At 72.3% G+C, this 19858-nt stretch carries 11 protein-coding genes and 2 pseudogenes; 10 read left to right on the forward strand and 3 right to left on the reverse strand.

Going from position 1 to position 19858, the window contains the following annotated elements; all coding sequences use genetic code 11:
- Nucleotides 1-68 precede the first annotated feature (68 nt).
- The 6 genes and pseudogenes from ABGB06_RS38960 (at nt 69) to mgtE (ending at nt 7218) form a co-directional block, all read left to right on the forward strand.
- The gene (locus tag ABGB06_RS38960; protein ID WP_347600345.1) at nt 69-1376 is read left to right on the forward strand and encodes a thymidine phosphorylase; all 1308 of its coding nucleotides are present in this window, start codon (nt 69-71) and stop codon (nt 1374-1376) included.
- 240 nt (nt 1377-1616) lie between these two features.
- Nucleotides 1617-2255 (forward strand): annotated as a pseudogene (locus ABGB06_RS38965) (ATP-binding cassette domain-containing protein); the annotation flags it as partial.
- A gap of 155 nt (nt 2256-2410) precedes the next feature.
- A complete protein-coding gene (locus tag ABGB06_RS38970; protein ID WP_347600348.1) occupies nt 2411-3235 on the forward strand; it encodes an ABC transporter permease in 825 nt (274 codons plus the stop codon).
- 54 nt (nt 3236-3289) lie between these two features.
- Nucleotides 3290-4657 (forward strand): sensor domain-containing protein, encoded by a 1368-nt coding sequence (locus tag ABGB06_RS38975; protein ID WP_347600351.1) that lies wholly within the window; start codon nt 3290-3292, stop codon nt 4655-4657.
- Between the two features lie 72 nt (nt 4658-4729).
- On the forward strand, nt 4730-5377 hold the full coding sequence (locus ABGB06_RS38980; protein ID WP_347600354.1) for a response regulator transcription factor: 648 nt from the start codon (nt 4730-4732) through the stop codon (nt 5375-5377).
- 515 nt (nt 5378-5892) lie between these two features.
- Nucleotides 5893-7218, forward strand: a complete 1326-nt coding sequence (gene mgtE, locus ABGB06_RS38985; RefSeq protein ID WP_347600356.1) for a magnesium transporter — start codon at nt 5893-5895, stop codon at nt 7216-7218.
- Here the strand turns inward: mgtE and ABGB06_RS38990 are convergent.
- A complete protein-coding gene (locus tag ABGB06_RS38990) occupies nt 7182-9491 on the reverse strand; it encodes a tetratricopeptide repeat protein (protein ID WP_347600359.1) in 2310 nt (769 codons plus the stop codon). The genes mgtE and ABGB06_RS38990 overlap by 37 nt on opposite strands.
- A 50-nt stretch (nt 9492-9541) precedes the next feature.
- On the reverse strand, nt 9542-11086 hold the full coding sequence (locus ABGB06_RS38995; protein WP_347600362.1) for a hypothetical protein: 1545 nt from the start codon (nt 11084-11086) through the stop codon (nt 9542-9544).
- A 456-nt stretch (nt 11087-11542) separates the two neighbouring features.
- Between ABGB06_RS38995 and ABGB06_RS39000 the strand changes: the two genes are divergently transcribed.
- The 4 genes and pseudogenes from ABGB06_RS39000 (at nt 11543) to ABGB06_RS39015 (ending at nt 19116) form a co-directional block, all read left to right on the forward strand.
- Nucleotides 11543-16807, forward strand: a complete 5265-nt coding sequence (locus ABGB06_RS39000) for a caspase family protein (protein ID WP_347600365.1) — start codon at nt 11543-11545, stop codon at nt 16805-16807.
- Nucleotides 16804-17664 (forward strand): hypothetical protein, encoded by an 861-nt coding sequence (locus ABGB06_RS39005; RefSeq protein ID WP_347600368.1) that lies wholly within the window; start codon nt 16804-16806, stop codon nt 17662-17664. Before ABGB06_RS39000 ends, ABGB06_RS39005 begins: the two co-directional genes overlap by 4 nt.
- A gap of 452 nt (nt 17665-18116) precedes the next feature.
- Nucleotides 18117-18872 (forward strand): annotated as a pseudogene (locus ABGB06_RS39010) (helix-turn-helix transcriptional regulator); the annotation flags it as partial.
- A 31-nt stretch (nt 18873-18903) separates the two neighbouring features.
- On the forward strand, nt 18904-19116 hold the full coding sequence (locus ABGB06_RS39015; protein WP_347600371.1) for a DUF397 domain-containing protein: 213 nt from the start codon (nt 18904-18906) through the stop codon (nt 19114-19116).
- Here ABGB06_RS39015 and ABGB06_RS39020 read toward each other — a convergent pair.
- Complete coding sequence (locus ABGB06_RS39020) at nt 19101-19628, reverse strand: DUF488 domain-containing protein (RefSeq protein WP_347600373.1); 528 nt, start codon at nt 19626-19628, stop codon at nt 19101-19103. The genes ABGB06_RS39015 and ABGB06_RS39020 overlap by 16 nt on opposite strands.
- Between the last annotated feature and the right edge of the window lie 230 nt (nt 19629-19858).

A 19858-nucleotide genomic window follows, 5' to 3' on the forward strand; every position in this document is an offset into this window, starting at 1 on the left:
GCCCCCGCCCCCGCCCCAGAGCCCGACCCCGACAGCACAGGCCGGCCAGACCAGGAGCAGAGCACCCCATGAGCTCCACCGACGCGATCAGCGTCATCCGCACCAAACGCGACGGCGGCACGCTCGCCCCCGAGCAGATCGACTGGGTCGTCGACGCCTACACCCGCGGCGAGGTCGCCGAGGAGCAGATGGCCGCGCTCGCCATGGCGATCCTGCTCAACGGCATGGACCGCACGGAGATCGCCCGCTGGACGGCGGCGATGATCGCCACCGGCGACCGGATGGACTTCTCCGCGCTGGACCGGCCCACCACCGACAAGCACTCGACGGGCGGCGTCGGCGACAAGATCACCCTGCCGCTGGCCCCGCTGGTGGCGGCATGCGGCGCCGCCGTCCCGCAGCTGTCGGGGCGCGGCCTCGGGCACTCGGGCGGCACGCTCGACAAGCTGGAGGCGATCCCCGGCTGGCGGGCGCGCCTGTCGCCGGACGAGATGCTGGACGTGCTGCGCTCGACCGGCGCGGTGGTCTGCGCCGCCGGCGAGCGGCTGGCGCCGGCCGACCGCAAGCTGTACGCGCTGCGGGACGTGACGGGCACGGTCGAGTCGATCCCGTTGATCGCCTCGTCGATCATGTCGAAGAAGATCGCCGAGGGCACCGGCGCGCTGGTGTTGGACGTGAAGGTCGGCTCCGGCGCGTTCATGAAGACGCTGGACGACGCCCGCGAGCTCGCCGAGACGATGGTGGGGCTCGGCGAGGACCACGGCGTGCGGACCGTAGCGCTGCTGACCGCCATGTCCACGCCGCTCGGGCTGACCGCGGGCAACGCGCTGGAGGTGCGCGAGTCGGTGGAGGTGCTGGCCGGCGGCGGGCCGCGGGACGTGGTGGAGCTGACTCTGGCGCTGGCCGAGGAGATGCTGGCGGCGGCCGGGATCTCCGGCGCCGATCCGGCGCGGGCGCTGGCGGACGGCTCGGCGATGGACGTGTGGCGCCGGATGATCGCGGCGCAGGGCGGCGACCCGGACGCGCCGCTGCCCGAGGCGCGCGAACGGCACACCGTGACCGCACCGGCCAGCGGGGTGCTGACCACCCTGGACGCGTACGCCGTGGGCGTTGCGGCCTGGCGGCTGGGCGCGGGCCGGACCCGAAAGGAGGACCCGGTGCAGGCCGGCGCGGGCGTCGAACTGCACGCCAAACCGGGCGACCGGGTGACCGCCGGCGCGCCGCTGCTGACCCTGCACACGGACACCCCGGAACGGTTCGAGACGGCCCTGGCCGCCCTCGCCGGCGACGCGATCATCGTCAGCCCGGAACAGACGGCGACCGACCAGGGAGCGGTGCCCCCGGACTCACCCGTGCTGGAGCGGGTCGCGGTCTGAGCTCTGCTTGTCCAGGGCCCGGTCCCGGGCGCTGGTGGCCCGCCGTCTGAGCTCTGCTGTTCCGGGGGACTGGTCACCGGCCTGCTTGCCTCACTCGCCTCGCCGTTCTGGCCAGCCCCGCTGGGGGGTATCCCCCAGCAAAGACCCCAGCCAGCCTCGTTCCGGGCCGGGTGGGCTCGCGCCTAGCGTTTTCCGCATGGACAAGCTGGACAGGCACCACACCCGAAGCGGGGCCCGGCGATGATCGCGGCCAGAAGTCTCACGAAGCGATACGGGAGCACGGTCGCCGTCGACGCCCTGAGCTTCGACGTCCGGCCCGGCACCCTGACGGGCTTCCTCGGGCCCAACGGATCAGGCAAGTCCACCACCATGCGGATGATCATGGGCCTGGACCGGCCGGACGCCGGGCACGCCAGGGTCTCGGGCCGGCCGTACCGGGAGCTGCCGTGGCCGTTGCGCGAGGTCGGCGCCCTGCTGGAGGCGCGCGCCTGCCATCCGGGACGCAGCGCCCACCAGCACCTCGCCGCGCTGGCCGCGGGGAACGGGATCGCCGCGCGCCGGGTGGACGAGGTGCTGGGCATCGTCGGCCTCTCCGACGTCGCCGGCCGGCGCGCGGGCTCGTACTCGCTCGGCATGTCGCAGCGACTGGGCATCGCGGCCGCGCTGCTCGGCGATCCGGCGGTGCTGCTCTTCGACGAGCCGGTCAACGGGCTCGACCCGGAGGGCGTCCGCTGGATCCGCACCCTGATGCGGGAACTGGCCGCCGAGGGGCGGACGGTGCTGCTGTCCAGCCACCTCATCAGCGAGATGGCGCTCACCGCCGACCATCTGGTGGTGATCGGCCGGGGCCGGCTGCTGGCCGACACCTCGGTGTCCGAACTCACCGCCGACGGCAGGTCCCTGGAGGAGGCGTTCTTCCGACTCACCAGCGACAGCGCCGAGTACCAGGGCGCCAGCTACCCGGGCGCCGGCTCTCCGGGCCCCAGCCAGCAGAGCCCCACTCGGCAGAGCACCAGCCAGCAGGGGAGGCGGCCGTGACGAGTCTGACCGGCGTGCCCGGCACGGCAGCGGGCGCCGCACCGGGCACGGGCCCGGGCCACTACGGCCTCGCGCACGCGGCGCGGATGGAGTGGATCAAGCTGCGCAGCCTGCGTTCGACGGTGTGGGCGCTGCTCCTCGTCGTCGTGGGCATGATCGCCATCGGCGTGGTCACCATGGCCAACACCTCCGTCCCGTCGAGTGCGGCGGCCAGGGCGACCTTCGACCCGACCAACAACGTGCTGGCGGGCGTCGCGCTCGGCCAGCTCGTGGTCGGCGTCCTGGGAGTGCTCTCGATGACCAGCGAGTACTCCTCCGGCACCATCCGCGCGACCCTGGCCGCGATCCCGAACCGGCCGCTGGTGCTGGCCGCCAAGACGGCCGTGCTCGGGCTGGTCACGCTCGCCGTGGGGGAGGTCGTCGCCTTCGTCACGTTCTTCGCCGGGCGGGCGGCGTTGACCGACGCCGTGACCGCGCCCTCCCTGGGCGATCCGGGCGTGTTCCGCGCGGTCGTGCTCGCCGGCGTGTACCTGGCCCAGGTGACGCTGATCGGCATCGGGTTGGGCGCGCTCACCCGGCACACCGCGGGCGGGATCGGCGCGCTGGTCGGCGTCTTCTACGTGCTGCCCGCGGCCACCGTGGGGCTGGCCGGCGTCACGGTCGCGAGCTACTTCCCGACCACGATCGCCGCCAACTCGCTGGCGGTCGCCAAGCCGGTGGCCGACTGCCTGTCACCCTGGACCGGTTTCGGCATGCTGTGCCTCTACACGACCGCGACCCTGGCCGCCGCCGGCTGGTCGCTGACCCGACGGGACGCCTGAATGTCACCGGCGTCCGGGGAACCGTCGTCACGGGACCGGGTGTCCGGGGACCGGGTGTCCGGGGAACCGGCGGCCCGGGAACGGGTGGTCGCGGGGGCCCGGACCGCCGTGCGCACGCCGGTCACCCGGCGGGCCTGGGCCGAGCTCGCCTACTGCGTGCTCGGCTTCCCGCTCACCCTCGCCGGTTTCGTCCTCGTCGTTCTCCTGCTGGCCCTCGGCGTGGGCCTCACCCTCTCGCTGGTCGGCGCGGCGCTCGGGCTGCTGCTGGCGGTGACGGGCATCGGCCTGGCCCGCGCCCTCGCCGCCGCCCACCGCGGTCTCGCCGGCTGGCTGCTTGGCGAGCGGATCGCCGCGCCGCCACCGGTCCGGATCCGGCCGGGCGCCGGGCCGCTCGCCCGGCTGGACGTCCGGCTGCGGGACGCCGCCGGCTGGCGGGCGGTGGCGTACGTGGTGGCGAAGGTGCCCGCGGCCGCCTTCGGCGCGTACGCCGTCGGCTGCTGGTTCACCGCGCTGGTCAACCTGACCACCCCCGTCCGCTGGGTGGTGTTCGGCCAGGACCCGGGGTCCGTCGACTCGGGGAACGTGCCCGTGCTCACGCCGTTGCCGTTCGGGGGCGCCCCGCACATCGAGACCCTCCCCGGCACGACCCTGGCCGTCGCGATCGGGGCGGCCACCCTGCTCGTCGCTCCCTGGTTCACCCGGGGCGTGGTGGCGGTGGACCGCTGGCTGACCCGCGCCCTGCTCGGCGCCAGCCCGCTCGCCGAGCGGGTGCGCGACCTGGAGGAGACCCGGGCGCTGGCGGTCGACGACTCGGCGGCGTTGCTGCGGCGGCTGGAACGGGACCTGCACGACGGCGCGCAGGTGCGTCTCGTGGCGTTGGCCATGGGCCTCGACATGGCCAGGGAGAACCTCGGCCGCGACGACCAGGCCGTCATCGACCCGACCCGCCTGCGCCAGTTGATCGAGGGAGCCCACCGCAACGCCACCGAGGCGCTCGCCGAACTGCGGGACCTCGCGAGCGGCCTCCACCCGCCGGTCCTCGACGACGGCCTGCCCGACGCGCTCGCCACCCTGGCGGCGCGCAGCGTGGTGCCGGTCGAGCTGACGGTGGACGTACCCGTCCGCCCCACCGCGGCCATCGAGACCATCGCCTACTTCTGCGCCGCCGAACTCCTCGCGAACGTCATCAAGCACAGCGGCGCCCGCCGGGCCGTCCTGTCACTCACGGAGGAGGACGACACGCTCAGCCTGCGCATCACCGACGACGGCCACGGCGGAGCCGCGATCGGCACCGGCCCCGGCGGCGGAACCGGCCTCGCCGGCCTGCTCCAACGCGTCCGCACGGTGGACGGCACCCTGCACGTCACCAGCCCCGCCGGCGGCCCGACCACGGTCACGGTCCTGCTGCCGCTGCGGGCATGAGGAGGGACCCGGAATGTGCGCGGTAGCCAACTATTACCTTTTCCCCGTCCCCGCGCGTGAGAGCATGCCGCCATGCGCGTGGTGATCGCCGAGGACGCCGCTGTGCTGCGGGAACTGCTCGGCCAGATGTTGGGGGAGCGCGGCCACGAGGTGTGCGTGTCCGTGTCCGACGCGGACGCGTTGCGCGTGGCGGTGGCGGAGCATCGGCCGGACGCCGCCGTCGTGGACATCCGGATGCCGCCGACCCACACCGACGAGGGCCTGCGCGCGGCCATCGACGTCCGCCGGGCGTTCCCGGGCACGGGCGTGCTGCTGTTCTCCCAGTACATCGAGACCCGCTACGTCACCCGCCTGCTCGCCGACGGTTCGGCCGGTGTCGGCTACCTGCTGAAGGACCGGGTCGCCAACGTGGCGGAGTTCACCGACGCGCTGGCCAGGGTGGCCGCCGGCGGTACGGCGCTCGACCCGGAGGTCGTCACCCAGTTGGCCGGCGCGAGCCGCCGCGCCGAGAACCTGGGTGAGCTCACCGGCCGGGAACGCGAGGTGCTGTCCCTGATGGCGCAGGGCCGTTCGAACACCGCCATCGCCCAGACGCTGGTCATCTCCCCTGGCACCGTCGAGAAACACGTGGCGGCCGTCTTCGCCAAGCTCGGACTCCCCGCCTCCGAAGACAACAACCGGCGCGTCCTGGCCGTGCTGCGCCACCTGGGCGTGCCGTGAACGGGTCAACAACCGGCGCGTGCTGGCCGTGCTGCGCCACCTGGGCGTGCCGTGAACGGGTCAACAACCGGCGTGTGCTGGCCGTGCTGCGCCACCTGGGCGTGCCGTGAGCCCGGGCTCGGTCCGGGAGCACGGGCCGTGAACAGGCCGAAACCTTCACGGTAACGATGACGGTCGTCGTCCGATATGCCGGAATTTTTGCGATGATCGTTGCCGATGCCTTGTACCCTGAAGAATGGTTTCGGCGAGCCGGCAGGGCCGGTGTCGCGACGAACGGCACGACTGGTTACCCGGCTGACGAGTGGGCCGACGACACGGCGGGAGGTGATGCTGCGATGCGCAGTGAACCTCCTAGTCATCCCCCGCGCCGCGCCAGTACGCCCAGGCAGACACGCTCCCGGTAGGCCCCGCTCCGGCGGTTACCGCCCCCGATGGTCGTGCGCCTGGGGCGGTCGGCGTGTGCGCGTACCCCGGATGCCCGTGATCGCCTTCCGCCTGCTGGGGGTTCTGCCGCCATGACTCATCTTCCCGCCCTGCTCGACGACCACGACCTCGCCGGTGCCCTGGAGTGGCTGGAGACCCAGCCTCCGCACCTCATCGCCGACGAGATCGCCCGGATGGACGAGGTCAACTCCGTCGTCAGCTTCCGGCTGCTCGACAAGGACCGTGCCCTGGAGGTCTTCGAGGAACTGGATCCGGTCGACCAGCAGCAGATCCTCGAAGGGCTGCGCGACCAGGCGTTCCGCGACCTCGTCGAGCACATGGACCCGGACGACCGGGCCCGGATGCTCAAGGAGGCCCCCGCCAAGGTCGCCAAGCGGGTGCTGGCCGGGCTGAGCGCGCACGAGCGGCAGATGACCGCCGCCCTGCTCGGCTACCCCGAGGGCTCCGTCGGCCGTTTCATGACCCCCGAGACGGTCGCGCTGCAGCAGGACCTGACGGTGGGCCAGGCGCTGGAGGTGGTGCGCCGCCGCGGCGCCCAGGCCGAGACCATCTACACGTTGCCGGTCGTGGACCGGGGCCGCCGGCTGACCGGCATCGTCGAACTGCGCGAGCTCGTGCTGAGCGAGCCGGACGCGATGGTCTCCGACCTGGTGGTCACCGAGCCGCCCCGGGCCAGGGCCACCGACCCGGCCGAGCACGCGGCCCGGCTGGTGCGCGAGACCAACGTCCTCGACCTGCCCGTGGTGGACAGCGAGGACCGGCTGGTCGGCCTGCTCACCAGCGACGACGCGTTCGAGGTCATCGAGGCCGCGGACACCGAGGACGTGGCCAGGCAGTCCGGCTCCGAGCCGCTGGAACGGCACTACATGTCGGCCAGCGTCTTCCAGCTCTCCCGCACCCGGATGATGTGGCTGATGCTGCTCCTGGTGGCCGCCACCCTGACCGTCACCGTGACGCAGGCGTTCGAGGGCGAACTGGAGTCGGTCACCCAACTCGCCCTGTTCGTACCGCTGCTGATCGGCACCGGCGGCAACGCCGGCTCGCAGGCCGCGACGGCCGCGGTGCGCGCCCTGGCCGTCGGCGAGGTGCGCACCTCCGACCTGCTGAAGGTGATCTGGCGCGAATGCCGCACCGGGCTGCTGCTGGGCGCGATGCTCGCGGTGCTCGGCTTCGTCGTGGGCTCGTTCTTCGTGGGATGGGACGTCGCCACGGTGGTCGGCCTCACCCTCATCGTGATCTGCGCCTGGGCGTCCACCGTCGGCGGCACCATGCCGCTGCTCGCCAAGAAGCTGCGCATCGACCCGGCAGTCGTCTCCGCGCCGATGGTCACCACCCTGGTGGACGCCACAGGCCTCGTCATCTACTTCACCACCGCGAAGCTGGTCCTCGGCATCTGACCCGAGGTCTCCCGGGCTGCCAGCCCGTCACCCCAGCCCACGCCCCAGCCGGCGCCCCAACTGGCCTGGTCGCCGTAGTCAGGGATCTCGTACGGGAACGACCAGTCCTCCAGCCAGGTGCAGTACTCGTAGATGTAGCCGGGGTCGTTGTGCCAGACGTCGGCGTACGGCTCCGTGACGTCGTAGGTGTCGCCGACCGTCCGGATCGCGACCTGGTAGTCGCCGGTCGGCACGGAGATGGTCCGGGTGGGCAGTCCCGAGTCGTTGCAGGACGACTCACCGCCGCCGGGGCCCGCCGGCAGGGTGATCGAGCCGTGTTCGGGGCCGGCCCAGAGGATCTCCGTCTCCTCGGACGAGACGTTGACGATCTCGATGGTCACCGACCCGCCGACGGAGCTTTCCGCGAAGCTGCCGCCGGGCAGCAGCCCGTCGGGGTCGCGGCCGTTGATCTCGTTGATGTCGACGGCGATCAGCACGTCCCTGGCCTGGTCGGCCTCGGCCGAGTCGGGGAAGTCGTCGCGCAGGCGGCGCAGTGACTCCCTGGCACCGTCGTGGTCGCGGTCGCGGAAGCGCGCGACGCCGCAGTCGTAGAGCGCGTCGCGCAGGCCGGCGCGCGCCCGATTCACCAGTCCGGCGCCGTTCACGTCGTCGAACGGTTCGACCGCCTGGCAGGCGTTGCCGGCGGCGGCGCGCGCGGTGCCGCAGTCGTAGCGCGCCTCGTTGAGCGACTGCCCGGCGTCGTCGGCGAGGGCGGAGGCGGCCTCTGCGGTGTCCGCCGCCTGCTGGAAGGAGTCGATGGCGTCGCAGTGCCGGTCGTCGCCGGTGCGGATCTCGCCGCAGCCGAAGTGGGCCTGCGGCAGTGCCTCCTCGGCCCGGGCCGCGAGGTCGGCGGCGTCCTTCGACTGGGACTCCGCGTCCAAGTCGGCGAACGGCAGCAGCTCGTCGATGGCCGCGCAGAACCGCTCGTCCGCGTACGCCTGGGTGCCCGAGGCGTACAGCTCGTCCAGCCGGCCGGGCACAGCCTCGGCCTCCGGCGAGTCCGGGTGGTGTTGGCGGACCGCGGCGTAGGCGTCGACCGTGTCGAGGTAGCGGGTGCCGCCGGTCTCGCCCGTGGCGGCGAGCGCGTCGTCGGCCAGCGCGTCGGCGTAGTCCATCCGGAGCCCGGCCAGGTGCGCGTCGGCGTCGGTCCACACCGGCGCGCCGCCGGCGTAGCGGTCCAGGTAGTCCTGGAAGCCGGCGATGGCCTCGGGGTACTCCTCCGCCTCCTCGCGGCGGCTCGCGTCCCGCAGCAGCTCGCAGTTGGCCTGCTCGCGGCGGGCGTCGGCGGGTGCGGGGGTCAGCGTGAACTGGTAGAGGCCGTTCTGGGCGTCCTCGTAGTGGTCGGTGGCGGCTTCGCAGTCGCCGGCCGCGTGGGCGTCCTGCGCCTCGTCGAACGCGCGCTGCGGCACCGTGCGGAACGCCGCGAACCCTGCGGCCACCAGCACCAGCAGCAGCACCCCCACGGCGAACGGCCGCCACCCGGTGGGCGGCGGCGGAGACCCGGACGCACCGAGCTGCACCGTCGCGGGCTCGGCCGGCGGCAGTGCGGGTGGCTGGGCCGGTAGCTGGGCGGAGAATTGGGTGGGGGGATGGGCCGGCGGCTGGTCCGGTGGCTGGCTCGGGGGCGGCGGGGTGCGCAGCGCGACCGTGGCTGGTTCGGCGGGTGGTTCGGTGGGCGGACGGGTCGGCGGTTCGGCCGGCGGCTGGTTCGGGGGCGGTGGCGTGCGCAGCGCGACCGTGGGCGGCTCGGCCGGTGGCTGTCCCGGTGGCTGGTCCGGAAGTGCCGGGGTGCGCAGCGCCATCGTGGCCGGCTCCGCGCCGCCGAGACCGGTCGCCGCGCCCGGCCAGACGGGTTGCGCCGTGGGCGGTCCGGGGGGTCTCGGTCGCCGCGGCAGCGCCCGCCACCACGCGCCGGCCGCCGACACGGCGAGCCACAGCAGGTAGACGAACGCCCAGACGCCCGGCCGGTCGGAGGCGTTGGCGACGCTGGCGAGGATGAGCAGCAGCACGGTCCCCGCCAGCGAGGCGGCGGCGAGCACCCGGCTCCCGAGGAAGAGATAACCGGCCCCCGTCCCGCTGGCGTTGAGCAGCGCCGCCGCCAACGGTCTGCGCTTGTCTCCCGGCGAGTGGCGCTCCCCGGTGTCCAGCGCCGCCGCCAACGGTCTGCGTCTGCCTCCCGATGACCGGGCCGGGTGGTGCTTCTCGGTGTCCTCGACGTCATCGTCAGTAGTCATGTCCGAGCTCTACCCACGCCGCCGGGGGCCGGTTCCGGTAAGGGCGGCTCTCAGAAGAATGTGATGTAGAAGTAATTCGAGTATTCGTACCCCGAGTTCAGTTCCCAGGTCCCGTAGAACGGGGTCACCGAGGCGTCCGAGCTGGCCCGCGCCACCACCTCGTAGTCGCCGGGGGACAGGGACAGCGTCGCCGTGCAGCCGCTGCAGGCGTCGATCGTCGTCCGGCCGGTCTCCGGGCCGGTGTAGAGGATCTCCAACGTCTCCGAGGAGCCGTTCTCGATTTCCACGGTGGCCACGCCGGCCGCGCCGCTGCCCGACTGGTCCGGGTCGGGCAGTTCACCGGTGCTCGAGTCCTCGCTGATCTCGGCGATGTCGATGCTGATCAGCATGTCCTCGGCCTCGCCGGCGTGCGCGTCGTCCGGGTAGTCGTCCAGCAGCCGCTGGAGCACGTCCCTGGCCTCGGGGTAGGAACCGGCCTGGTAACGCGCCTCACCGCAGTCGAACAGCGTCTCGCGCAGCGCGGAGCCCGCGCGGTCCGCCATCCGTTCGGACGCGGCGGGTGCGGTGGCGGCCGCCTCGAACTCCGGGGCGGCCTGGCAGGGCTCGTCGTTGTCCTGGTGCGCGCTGGCACAGCCGTAGTGCGCCTCGGGGAGCGCGCCGTTGGCCTGCTCGCCGAGGTCGCGCGCCTCCGGCTCGTCGAACTGGTCCGCGAGCCCCGCGAACTGCTCCAGCGCGTCGGTGACCTGGCAGTACCGCTGGTCGGCGAGCGGCGCGGTGCGCGCGTCGTAGATCCCGCGCACCCGCTCCTCGACGTGGCCCGCCTCGGGCGAGTCGGGGTAGTCGGCGCGCAACTGGAAGTACGCCTCGATCGCGGTCAGGTAGCCGTCGTCGCCCTCCCAGCTGTCGGCCTCGGCGGCCCGCTCGGCGACGGCGTCGGCCGACTCCAGGCGCAGCCCCGGGACCCGGGTCGCGGCGTCCGCGAACGGCGGCGCGCCGTCGTAGCCGGCGAGGTACTCCTCGTAGCCGCCGAGCGCGGCCGCGTAGTCGCCCCGTTCGGCGGCCCGTTCGGAGACCAGCAGCAGTTCGCAGGCCGCCAGCCCGTCCCTGGCCTCGGCCAGCACCGGGGTGAGCAGGAACTCGTACTGCGACGCCGATGCCCGCTCGTAGTGGTCGCTCGCCTCGGCGCAGTCGCCGTCGGCGTGCGCCGCGTCCGCGGTGTCCAACTCGCCGGCCGGCGTCGCCCGGTAGAACACCAGGCCGGCCGCCACCAGCGCCAGCACCACGGCGCCGACCACCGGCGCGTACGCCGGGGCGCGGATGATGGCCGTCTCGCCCCGGATGCCGTGCCGCCAGCCGCTGAACATGGCGCCGAGCAACCACAGCGCGTAGACGACGAGCCAGACCACGGGGGTGCCGCTGGCGTTGAGCGCGTTGGCGAGGACGATCAGCAGGACGGTGGCGATCCAGTACCTGACGGCCTTGCCCCACAGGCGTAGGTAGACGAACCCGAGGCCCCAGCCCGTCCCGTTGAGCAGGACAGCCGTCAGTCCACGCCGTCGTCTGGCCCGCGGATCGAAGTCCACGTTCACCGTCATGTTCTCGCCCCTCTGGTCAACCCTCGCGCGCTGTGCCCGATACCACGTCGGCCGGGATCCTACGGTTGCGCGCCGGACGGCGCGTCGTCCGGGGTTGGCGCTGCCTGTGCTCCCGGCGGCGCCGGCGTCACCCGGACGGCACCGGCGTGAACGCCGCCACCCCCACCATCCGCGCACCGCCCCACCTTCGGCGTCCCCCCACGGTCCCCGCCCGGTCCCCGCCCGGTCGGCATCGCGACGGACATCCGGGTCAGCCGCGAGGGCTACGACGGAGGGCTACGCCGGAGGGCTACGACGGAGGCGAGCCACTCCGTTCGGTTCAACTCCCCGGCCGGCAACCGCTCCCCGCCCCGTGCCCGGGTGACTACTGTTGGCTGAGCACTCCGCAACGGTCAGGGGTGCGGCACGACGCGAGCGGGCCGGCTCTCGACTGGCCGGGACGGGGTTGGGGCCGGAATGGGGTTGGGGGACGTGGGGCGCCGGTTCTTCCTCGCGATGGGCAGCGGTCGGTACCGGAACCTGCCGGAGCAGGACCAGCTCACCCACGTGTCCGCGGACGTGGGACAGATGGCCGCGCTGTTCGAGTCGTTCGGCTACCAGCGCGTCCTGCCGGGACTCGGCGAGTACGACGGCGCCGAGCAACTGCGCCAGAAGCTCAGCCACTGGTCGCAGGACGCCCGCCTCACCCGCGACGACGTGGTGGTGCTGTACTTCGCAGGCCACGGCGTGGTCGAGGAACGCGACCGGCACTACCTGCTCTGCTGGGACTCCGAGGACGAGAACCTGGCGGCCACCGCCCTGCCCACCGAGGACCTGGTACGCATCCTGTGCCGCGGCGAACTCCGCCAGCTGCTGATCGTCCTGGACACCTGCTCGGGCGGCGCGGGCAGCGCCGACGCGGCCGCCGTGGCCTTGCAGACCCTCGCCTACCGCCACAGCGGCAACGACGTCTCCACCGCCCTGTACTTCCTCGCCTCCTCCCGGCGCCGGGACGTCGCTCAGGACGGCGCGTTCCCCGGCGCGTTGCGCGAGGCCATCGCCACGACCACCGAACGCACCGGCCAGCGGCAGCGCTACCTCGACCTCACCGAGCTGGTGAAGGCGGTCAACGAGCGCTTCGAGGCCGACGACCACGGCCAGCGCGCCGAACTGGCCAGCGGCCTGGTCACCGGCCTGGCGCCGTTCCTGCCGAACGCCGGCTTCCGCGAGGACCTCCCGCCGGTCGGCACCGACCTGGAGATCCAACGCCGCGCCACAGACCGGGAACGAGACCGCGACCTGGCCGAGCACTTCGGCCCACGTTCCCGCGGCGTCGAGTTCGAGTCGGAGCAGGGCCTGTACTTCAGCGGCCGGGTGGGCGTCCTCACCCAGCTCGTCGCCTGGCTCACCGCCCCCGAGGGCGACGGCAAGGGCCGCGTCATCACCGGCAGCCCCGGCTGCGGCAAATCGGCGGTCCTCGGCCGGATCGCCGCCCTGTCCGACCCGGTGTACCGCGAACGGATCGACCTCACCGGCGTCCCGGCCGCCACCGTCATCCCCGAGGGCTGCGTGACGGCCGCCGTCCACGTCCGGCACAAGCGCCTGGAGGAGGTCGTCGCCCGGATCGCCGACGCCCTCGGCGCCGAGGCCGACGGCACGGCGGCGCTGCTCCAGGAGCTCACCCGGCGCGGCCGGCAGGGCTCCGTGGTCATCGTCGTGGACGCCGTGGACGAGGCCGGCTCGGACACCGCCGCCGACTCCGGCGGCCACGGCGAACCGCGCCGGATCGCCCGGGAACTGCTGCGCCCGATGTCGGAGATCCCCGGCGTCCGGCTGCTCATCGGCACCCGCCGCGAACTGGTCACCAGCCTCGGCCCCACGCTCACCGTGCTCGACCTGGACCACCCGGACTACCGGGCCAACGAGCGGGACGTCGCCGGCTACGTCACCCGGGTCCTGCTGGCCGCCGAGGAACCGGAGGTCCGCACCCCCTACCGGTCACGCCCCGACCTGGCGGGGACGGTGGCGGCGGCGGTGGCCGAACGCGCCGCCGGCGTCTACCTCTACGCCCGCACCACCGCCCGCACCCTGCGCTCCGACGCCACCCCGGTGGACGTCGCGCGCCCCGGCTGGGCCGAGGCGCTGCCCAGCGAGATCGGCGAGGCCTTCGACGACTACCTCGCCCGTTTCGGCCCCGACGAGCCCCGGGTCCGCCGGATGCTGCTGGCGTTGGCGTTCTCCGAGGGCAAGGGCCTGCCGAGGGGGCGCGTCTGGACGACGCTGAGCTCCGTCATCTCCGCCGTCGAGTGCACCGAGAACGACATCACCTGGGTCCTCGACGTCGCCGAGGCCTACGTCGCCGAGGTGACGGACGGCGACCGCCGCTCCGCCTACCGCCTCTACCACAAGGCGCTCGCCGAACACCTGCGCGCGACCGCCGACCGCTCGGCCGAGGAACTCCAGAGCCTCATCGTCGACGCCCTCACGTCGATGGCGCCCCGCCCCGGCGACCGGACCGCCCCCGACTGGTTCGCCGCCCCGCCCTACGTCAGCCAACACCTCGCCACCCACGCCGAGGCCGCGGGCCGCCTCCCCGACCTCATCGAGGACCCCGGCTTCCTGCTGGCCAGCGAACCGCTCGCCCTGCTCCGGGCGCTGGGCTCGGTCCAGGGCGAACCCGGCGACCCCCACCGCCGCATCCGCAGCGCCTACGAACAGATCGCCCACCGCCTCGGCGACGCCGCCTCCACGCTGAGCGACCGCGCCGCCGACCTGCAGCTGTCGGCCAGGCGTTGCGGAGCGGACGCCCTGGCCGACCGGGTCAACGACCTCGGCATGGCCCTGCCGTGGACGGCCCGCTGGGCGTGGTGGTCGACGAGCGGAACGCACCGGGTGCTGAGCGGGCACACGCGTGCCGTGGAATGCGTCGCCGTCGGCGACCTGGACGGCCGCTCCATCGCGGTGACCGGGAGCTGGGACAAGACGATGCGGGTCTGGGACCTGGCCACACAACAACAGATCGGTGAGCCACTGATTGTGGGTACCGCCGTTCGCGCGGTCACCATCGGCGAGGTGGACGACTACACCGTCGCGCTCGTGGGCGGTGTGGGCGGAGCCATCCGAGTCTGGGACCTGTCAACTGGACACGAACTCGGTGCGGCGCTGACCGGACACACCAGCGACGTCCTGGACTTGGCGACGCTCGTCGTCGACGGGCGACCCGTGGTGTTGTCCGCGAGCGGCGACGGCACGGCTCGCCTCTGGGATCTGCGCGAACGGCGCCAGCTCGGGCCGGCCTTGGCTGCACATAAGCGCACGGTGGCGGCCTGCGCCCTCGGCACGGTCGACGGAACACCGATCGCGATCACCGGCGGCGAGGACAAGCGCGCCTACGTCTGGGACCTCTCCGGCCTGTTCGGTACCGTTCACACACCTCATGACGGAATTCTGCTCACCGGCCACAGCGACAGCATTAGCGCCGTCACCATCGGCCAACGAGACGGGCAAACCCTGGCCCTGCTCGGCGACGTCGCGGGCATGCTCAGTCTCTGGGACCTGTCCACCCGCCAGCAGATCGGCGAGCCGCTGACGGCCCACGTCAATCCGGACTGGGAGGGCGTGACCTCTGCGACCATCGGTGTCTTCGATGGGCGTCCCATCGCGCTGACCAGTGGGAAGATGGACGCTCGGCTATGGGACCTACGAACGCTGCGTCAGCTGGACCATCCGTTGCAGGGCCATACACGGGTGATGAGAAGCAGCGCGCTGGTCGAGCGTTCCGACGGTGCCATGGCGGTCACGGTCGCTGGCGACCGCACTGCCCGTCTTTGGGACCTGACCGCGGACCAGCCGGCGGCCGGTCACACAGGGGTGGTGACCGCCCTGGCGTGCGCCCCCGTGCGAGGCCATCACCTCGCGCTGACCGGAAGCGCGGACGGCACTGCCCGCGCCTGGGACCTCCTTGCTCGCGTCCAGATCGGTCGGCCCATGGAAGGCCACGCCGGCTCTGTGGTCGCCGTCGCCCTCGGCACACGAGGAAGGGACGCGGTCGCCGTCACCGGCGGCTCGGACTGCACCATCAGAGTGTGGGACCCGTTCACCGGACGATCGCTCCATTCGCCCGTCACCGGGCACACCAACGAGGTGACTCACCTTGCCGTCAGCAGGCTCGGCACGCGGCCGGTCATCGTCAGCGGCAGCGAGGACGGGACCATCCGTGTGTGGGACCTCGACTCCTGCCAGGCCCTCATGGAGCCACTGATCGGACACCTGGGATCGATTCGCCACATGGCGGTCCGCCGCGCCGGCCAGGCCCTCGAGATTGCCGTAGCCACCCGCAACGACCACGCCTACCTCTGGGAGGTGAGCTTCAATGACGACGCACCGCTGGCGCGTCGGGTCCGACACCTTGACCTCGACGAGGTGATGGACGCTACGGACGCGGTCGGACTCGGATTCCTTGGCGAACAACCGGTGGCGCTCGTCGGACGGATGGGCAACGCGGTGGTCGCGGTGGACGTGAGGTCTGGCGATCCCATCGCGACTACCTCCGGTCTCGGCTTTCTCCCCACCACCTGCCACCTTGCGTCGGTCGCGGACGAACCCGTCATCGTGACGTTGGACCACGGCGGGTTCACGCGGGTCTGGGAGCTGGGCACCGGGCAGGAACTGGTGGGACGCGAGACCCGTCCGAGATTGTCCACGCGCTCCGGAGTGTTCGCGAGCGGCCGCCTCACCGGCTCAGACATCGCGGTCATCGCCCATTCCGAGCAGGTTCGTGTCTGGGACCTGGCCACGTTGGAGCCTCGGGGTGAGCCCTTGTGTGGTGAGGACCGACGGTTCCAGACAGTGGTGCCCGCCCCGCTGCAGCGGGGAGCGTCGCTGATCACGGGAACGTGGGACGGCACACTTCGACAGCACCTCCTGAAGGACGGTCGGCAGATCGCCGAACACGTCCTGACATCGAAGGGCTCGACGTACTTCTTTCCCTACGTGAACACGGTCGGTCAAACGAACGTCGTGCAGTGCGCCTGGACCGCGGTGGAGGTGGTCGACCTGGCGAGACGTCGTCGGAACTTGCGACTCCACGGTCAGTGGGCACGGATCGCGGCCGGCACGGTTAACGGGCGTGGTGTGGTGGTCGCCATCTCGGAGGACCTGGAGATGCGCGCTTGGGACGTGGAAACCGAGGAAGCGCTGTTCCGAACGGAGACCGGCCACACGGGTAGCATCACCGATCTGTGTCTCGGCACCGCCGGAGGCCACGAGGTGGTGGCCACAGCGTCCTTCGACGGCACGGTCCGCATGTGGGACATCCTCACGGGTCGGCCCCTTGGTCGGTGGCGTCCGGACACCGCCCTCGGGTGGGCACGCACCATGGACATCGGACAGATCGATGGACGAGATGTTCTGTTCCTGGGTGAAGACAGGGGGAAGCTGGGATTCTGGGACATCGAGTGCGGGGCGCCGGCGGGGGTCGAGCTGGATCCGCTTCCACACTTCGTCACCAAAGTGCGGCTCGTCAACGTCCACGACCATCCCACCGCGGTGGCCGCGGGCAGCGGAACGCTGCGGGTCTGGGACGTGCCCGTTGGCACACGCCGCGCCGACATCGACCTCGGCGCGACGATCTACGACCTCTGCCTCACCTCCGACGGCGACCTCTGCGTCGGCACGGACAAGGGGGTGGTCGCCCTGCGGCTGGAGGACCTTGGCGCCGGTGAGCCGGGGAACCGCCCGTGACCGCCGTCGTTCTCGTCCATGGCATAGCCCAGCAGGTGCGCGGGCCCGAGAGCCTGCTCGACGACTGGTACCCGGCCCTGGCCGACGGGCTCGCCCTGCACGGCGTGACTCCGCCGGACCGCGCCGCCGTCTCGATGGCGTTCTACGGCGACGTGTTCCGGCCGCCCGGACACCGTGGCGTCGGCCTCCCGGAGCTGACCGCCGACGACGTGACCGACCCGGTGGAGCGGGATCTGCTGCTCGCCTGGTGGGAACACGCCGCAGAACAGCAGCCGGCTGTGCCCGGGCCGCGCGACCCCGGCGCCCGGCTGCGCACCCCGCACGTGGTGCAGCGCGCCCTGGACGCCCTCAGCCACTCCGCCTTCTTCGCCGGCCTCAGCGAGCGACTGATGATCGCCAGCCTCCGCCAGGTCCGCCGTTACCTCACCGAACCGGCCACCCGCGACGCCGTGCGGCAACGCCTCGCCGCGCTCGTCACGGCCGAGACCCGTGTCGTCGTCGCCCACTCCCTCGGCACGGTCGTCGCCTACGAGACGCTCGCCGCCGCCCGTCCCGAATGGCGCGACATCGCCCTCGTGACGCTCGGCTCCCCGCTCGCCATCCGCAACGTCGTCTTCGACCGCCTGCTCCCGGCCCCGACCGACGGCCGCGCCCACTGGCCGGCGTCCGTGAGCCGCTGGACGAACATCGCCGACCGCGGCGACGTCGTCGCCCTCGTCAAGACGCTGGCCCCGCGCTTCGGCGACCGCGTCACCGACCTGCCCGTCCACAACGGCGCCCAGGCCCACGACGTCCGCCCCTACCTCACGGCCCGCGAAACCGGCCAAGCCGTGGCGGCCGGCCTCACCCGCCGTTGACCACCCGCCGTTGATCAGCCGGGCGCGGGCGCTCTGCGCGTTGGCCTCCCGAACCGCCGTGGCCAGGTCGCGGTGGGGCGGAACCCGGCGCAGCAACTCCAGCAGCCGGAGGGCCGTCGGCAACCGGCAGCAGCCGAGCCAGATGACGGGGACCTCGCGCGCGTGCGCCGGCGACATGTCCAACTCCGCCAACGGCGACAACGCGGGCAGCTCCACCCCGCGCCGGGCGAGTTCGCGCCGCAACTCGGCGCACACCTGATGAGCTTCGGATGTTACTCCCACAGCGGTAATCACCTTTCCGGGCATTTACGCGGGCTTTCCCCCAAGAGACTCGTCCCGTCCGCCTAGCCTCACCAGGGGTGAGCGATTAACCGCGTTCCGCGGTAAGGACAGGAAGTGACGCCATGGCCAAGGACGCCAGGGACGCCAGGGAACTTGATCCCATGGACACGATGGGCGCGCTCTACTGCAAACGCCTCCGGAAGTACCGCCTGGAGGCCGGGTGGACCCAACGCTGGCTTGGCACGAAGGTCCACGTCGTCGCCGCCCGCATCAACCAACTGGAACGCGCGACGGGAGCGAAGCCGACCGTCGAGCTCTCCGCCAAACTCGACGAGGTGCTCCGCACCGACGGCCTGCTGGCCGAGCTGACCCCGCACGTCAGGCGCGAGGCGTTCCCGAACTTCGCCAGGCTGCATCTGGATCAGGAGGCCGTGGCGACATCCGTTCGCACCTACCTGACTCAGGTGGTTCATGGTCTGTTCCAGACGGAGGACTACGCCCGCACTCTGCTGGGCTTCGGCCCGGATCTTCGATCGGAGGAACATCTGGAGGAACGGCTGACGGCCCGGATGGAGCGCCAGCCTCGTCTTTGCGATCCCGACCTGCGGGAGTTCCGGATGATCTTGGACGAGTCCGCGCTGGCACGGCCTTTGGGCGGGCCGCAGGTCATGCGGACTCAATTCGCTCGACTGCTGGAAATGGCGGCGGATCCCAGAATCACCATTCAGGTGCTCCCCTTCGCATCCGGTGGTCACCCCTCGCTGGAGTCCTCGCTGACGCTGCTGACCTTGCCGGACGATGCCCAGACGGCTTATCGAGAGGGCCACGGATTCGGGCATCTCACGGCGGAGTTGCCCGAGGTGAGGGCCTGTTCCAGGGACTACGATCAGATCGCGGCGCAGGCTCTGCCGGAGCACCTGTCGCTCGACCTGATCCGCTCTGTGATGGAGGGCCGCTATGGGGCACATCTCCCGAGCACAGCTCAACGCCGCCGCTTGGCGGCGCAGCAGCCACAGCGACTCGGGCGGCGGTCAGTGCCTCGAAGTGGCTACCGGCTTCCCCGGCGTCGTCCCCGTCCGGGACAGTAAGCGGCCCGACGGGCCCGTGCTCCTCATTCCGGCCGCTGCCTGGGGGGCGTTCGTGGCTGGGCTGCCTCACACCCGGTCGTAGAACAGCAACCCGTCCTCGCGGAGCCGGGCGCCCTCGGTGGGGCGGTGTTCGTCGAGTCGGCCGTTGTGGGCCAGGTGCAGTACGGTCGCGCCGCGGGCCAGGACGGCGAAGTCGGCGATGAGGCGGCGGTGGCAGCGCCACCACAGGGCCTCGGAGCACATCACGGCCGTGTACTCGGTCTCCGCCGCCTGCCGTAGCAGTTCGTTCATGGCCGCGACGAACTCCGGCTCCCGGGTGTGCCCGGCGTAGCCGCGGAACGAGGCGTTCTCCCAGAACACGTCCGGCGAGTCCGCCGCGGCCTGGCGGAAACCGCCGAGCCGTGGCTCCCAGCGGTAGGCGAGTCCTGCCTCGTCCAGCCAGGTCACCAGCGCGTCTCGTCCGACGTCCGGGTTGCGTCGGCTCCCGGGCGCGGTCCGTACGTCAACGACGGCCCGGACGTCCGCCCCGCGCAGCAGCGGAACCAACTCCTCCCGCCCGGCGGTGCCATGTCCGAACGTCACCAGCGTGGTCATGCACCCAAGCCTGCCCCGTCACGTGGCGCAAACCCCTCATTTCGTCGGCGTGGGGGAGAACGTCTCAGGGGTCGGGCGTCAACGCTCTGCGCCGCTCTTCTCGTTCGGGTGGTGTTCGATCGATTACCTGGTGTTTTCACAGGACGTTCGACAGGGTGGAGGTAGTGAGCCGAAACACCTCCGGGGGGTAGCACCATGAGCGTCATCACGCAGACCGACACCGCACAGAC

The organism is Streptomyces sp. B6B3, assembly GCF_039871525.1.
GTDB lineage: Bacteria > Actinomycetota > Actinomycetes > Streptomycetales > Streptomycetaceae > Streptomyces.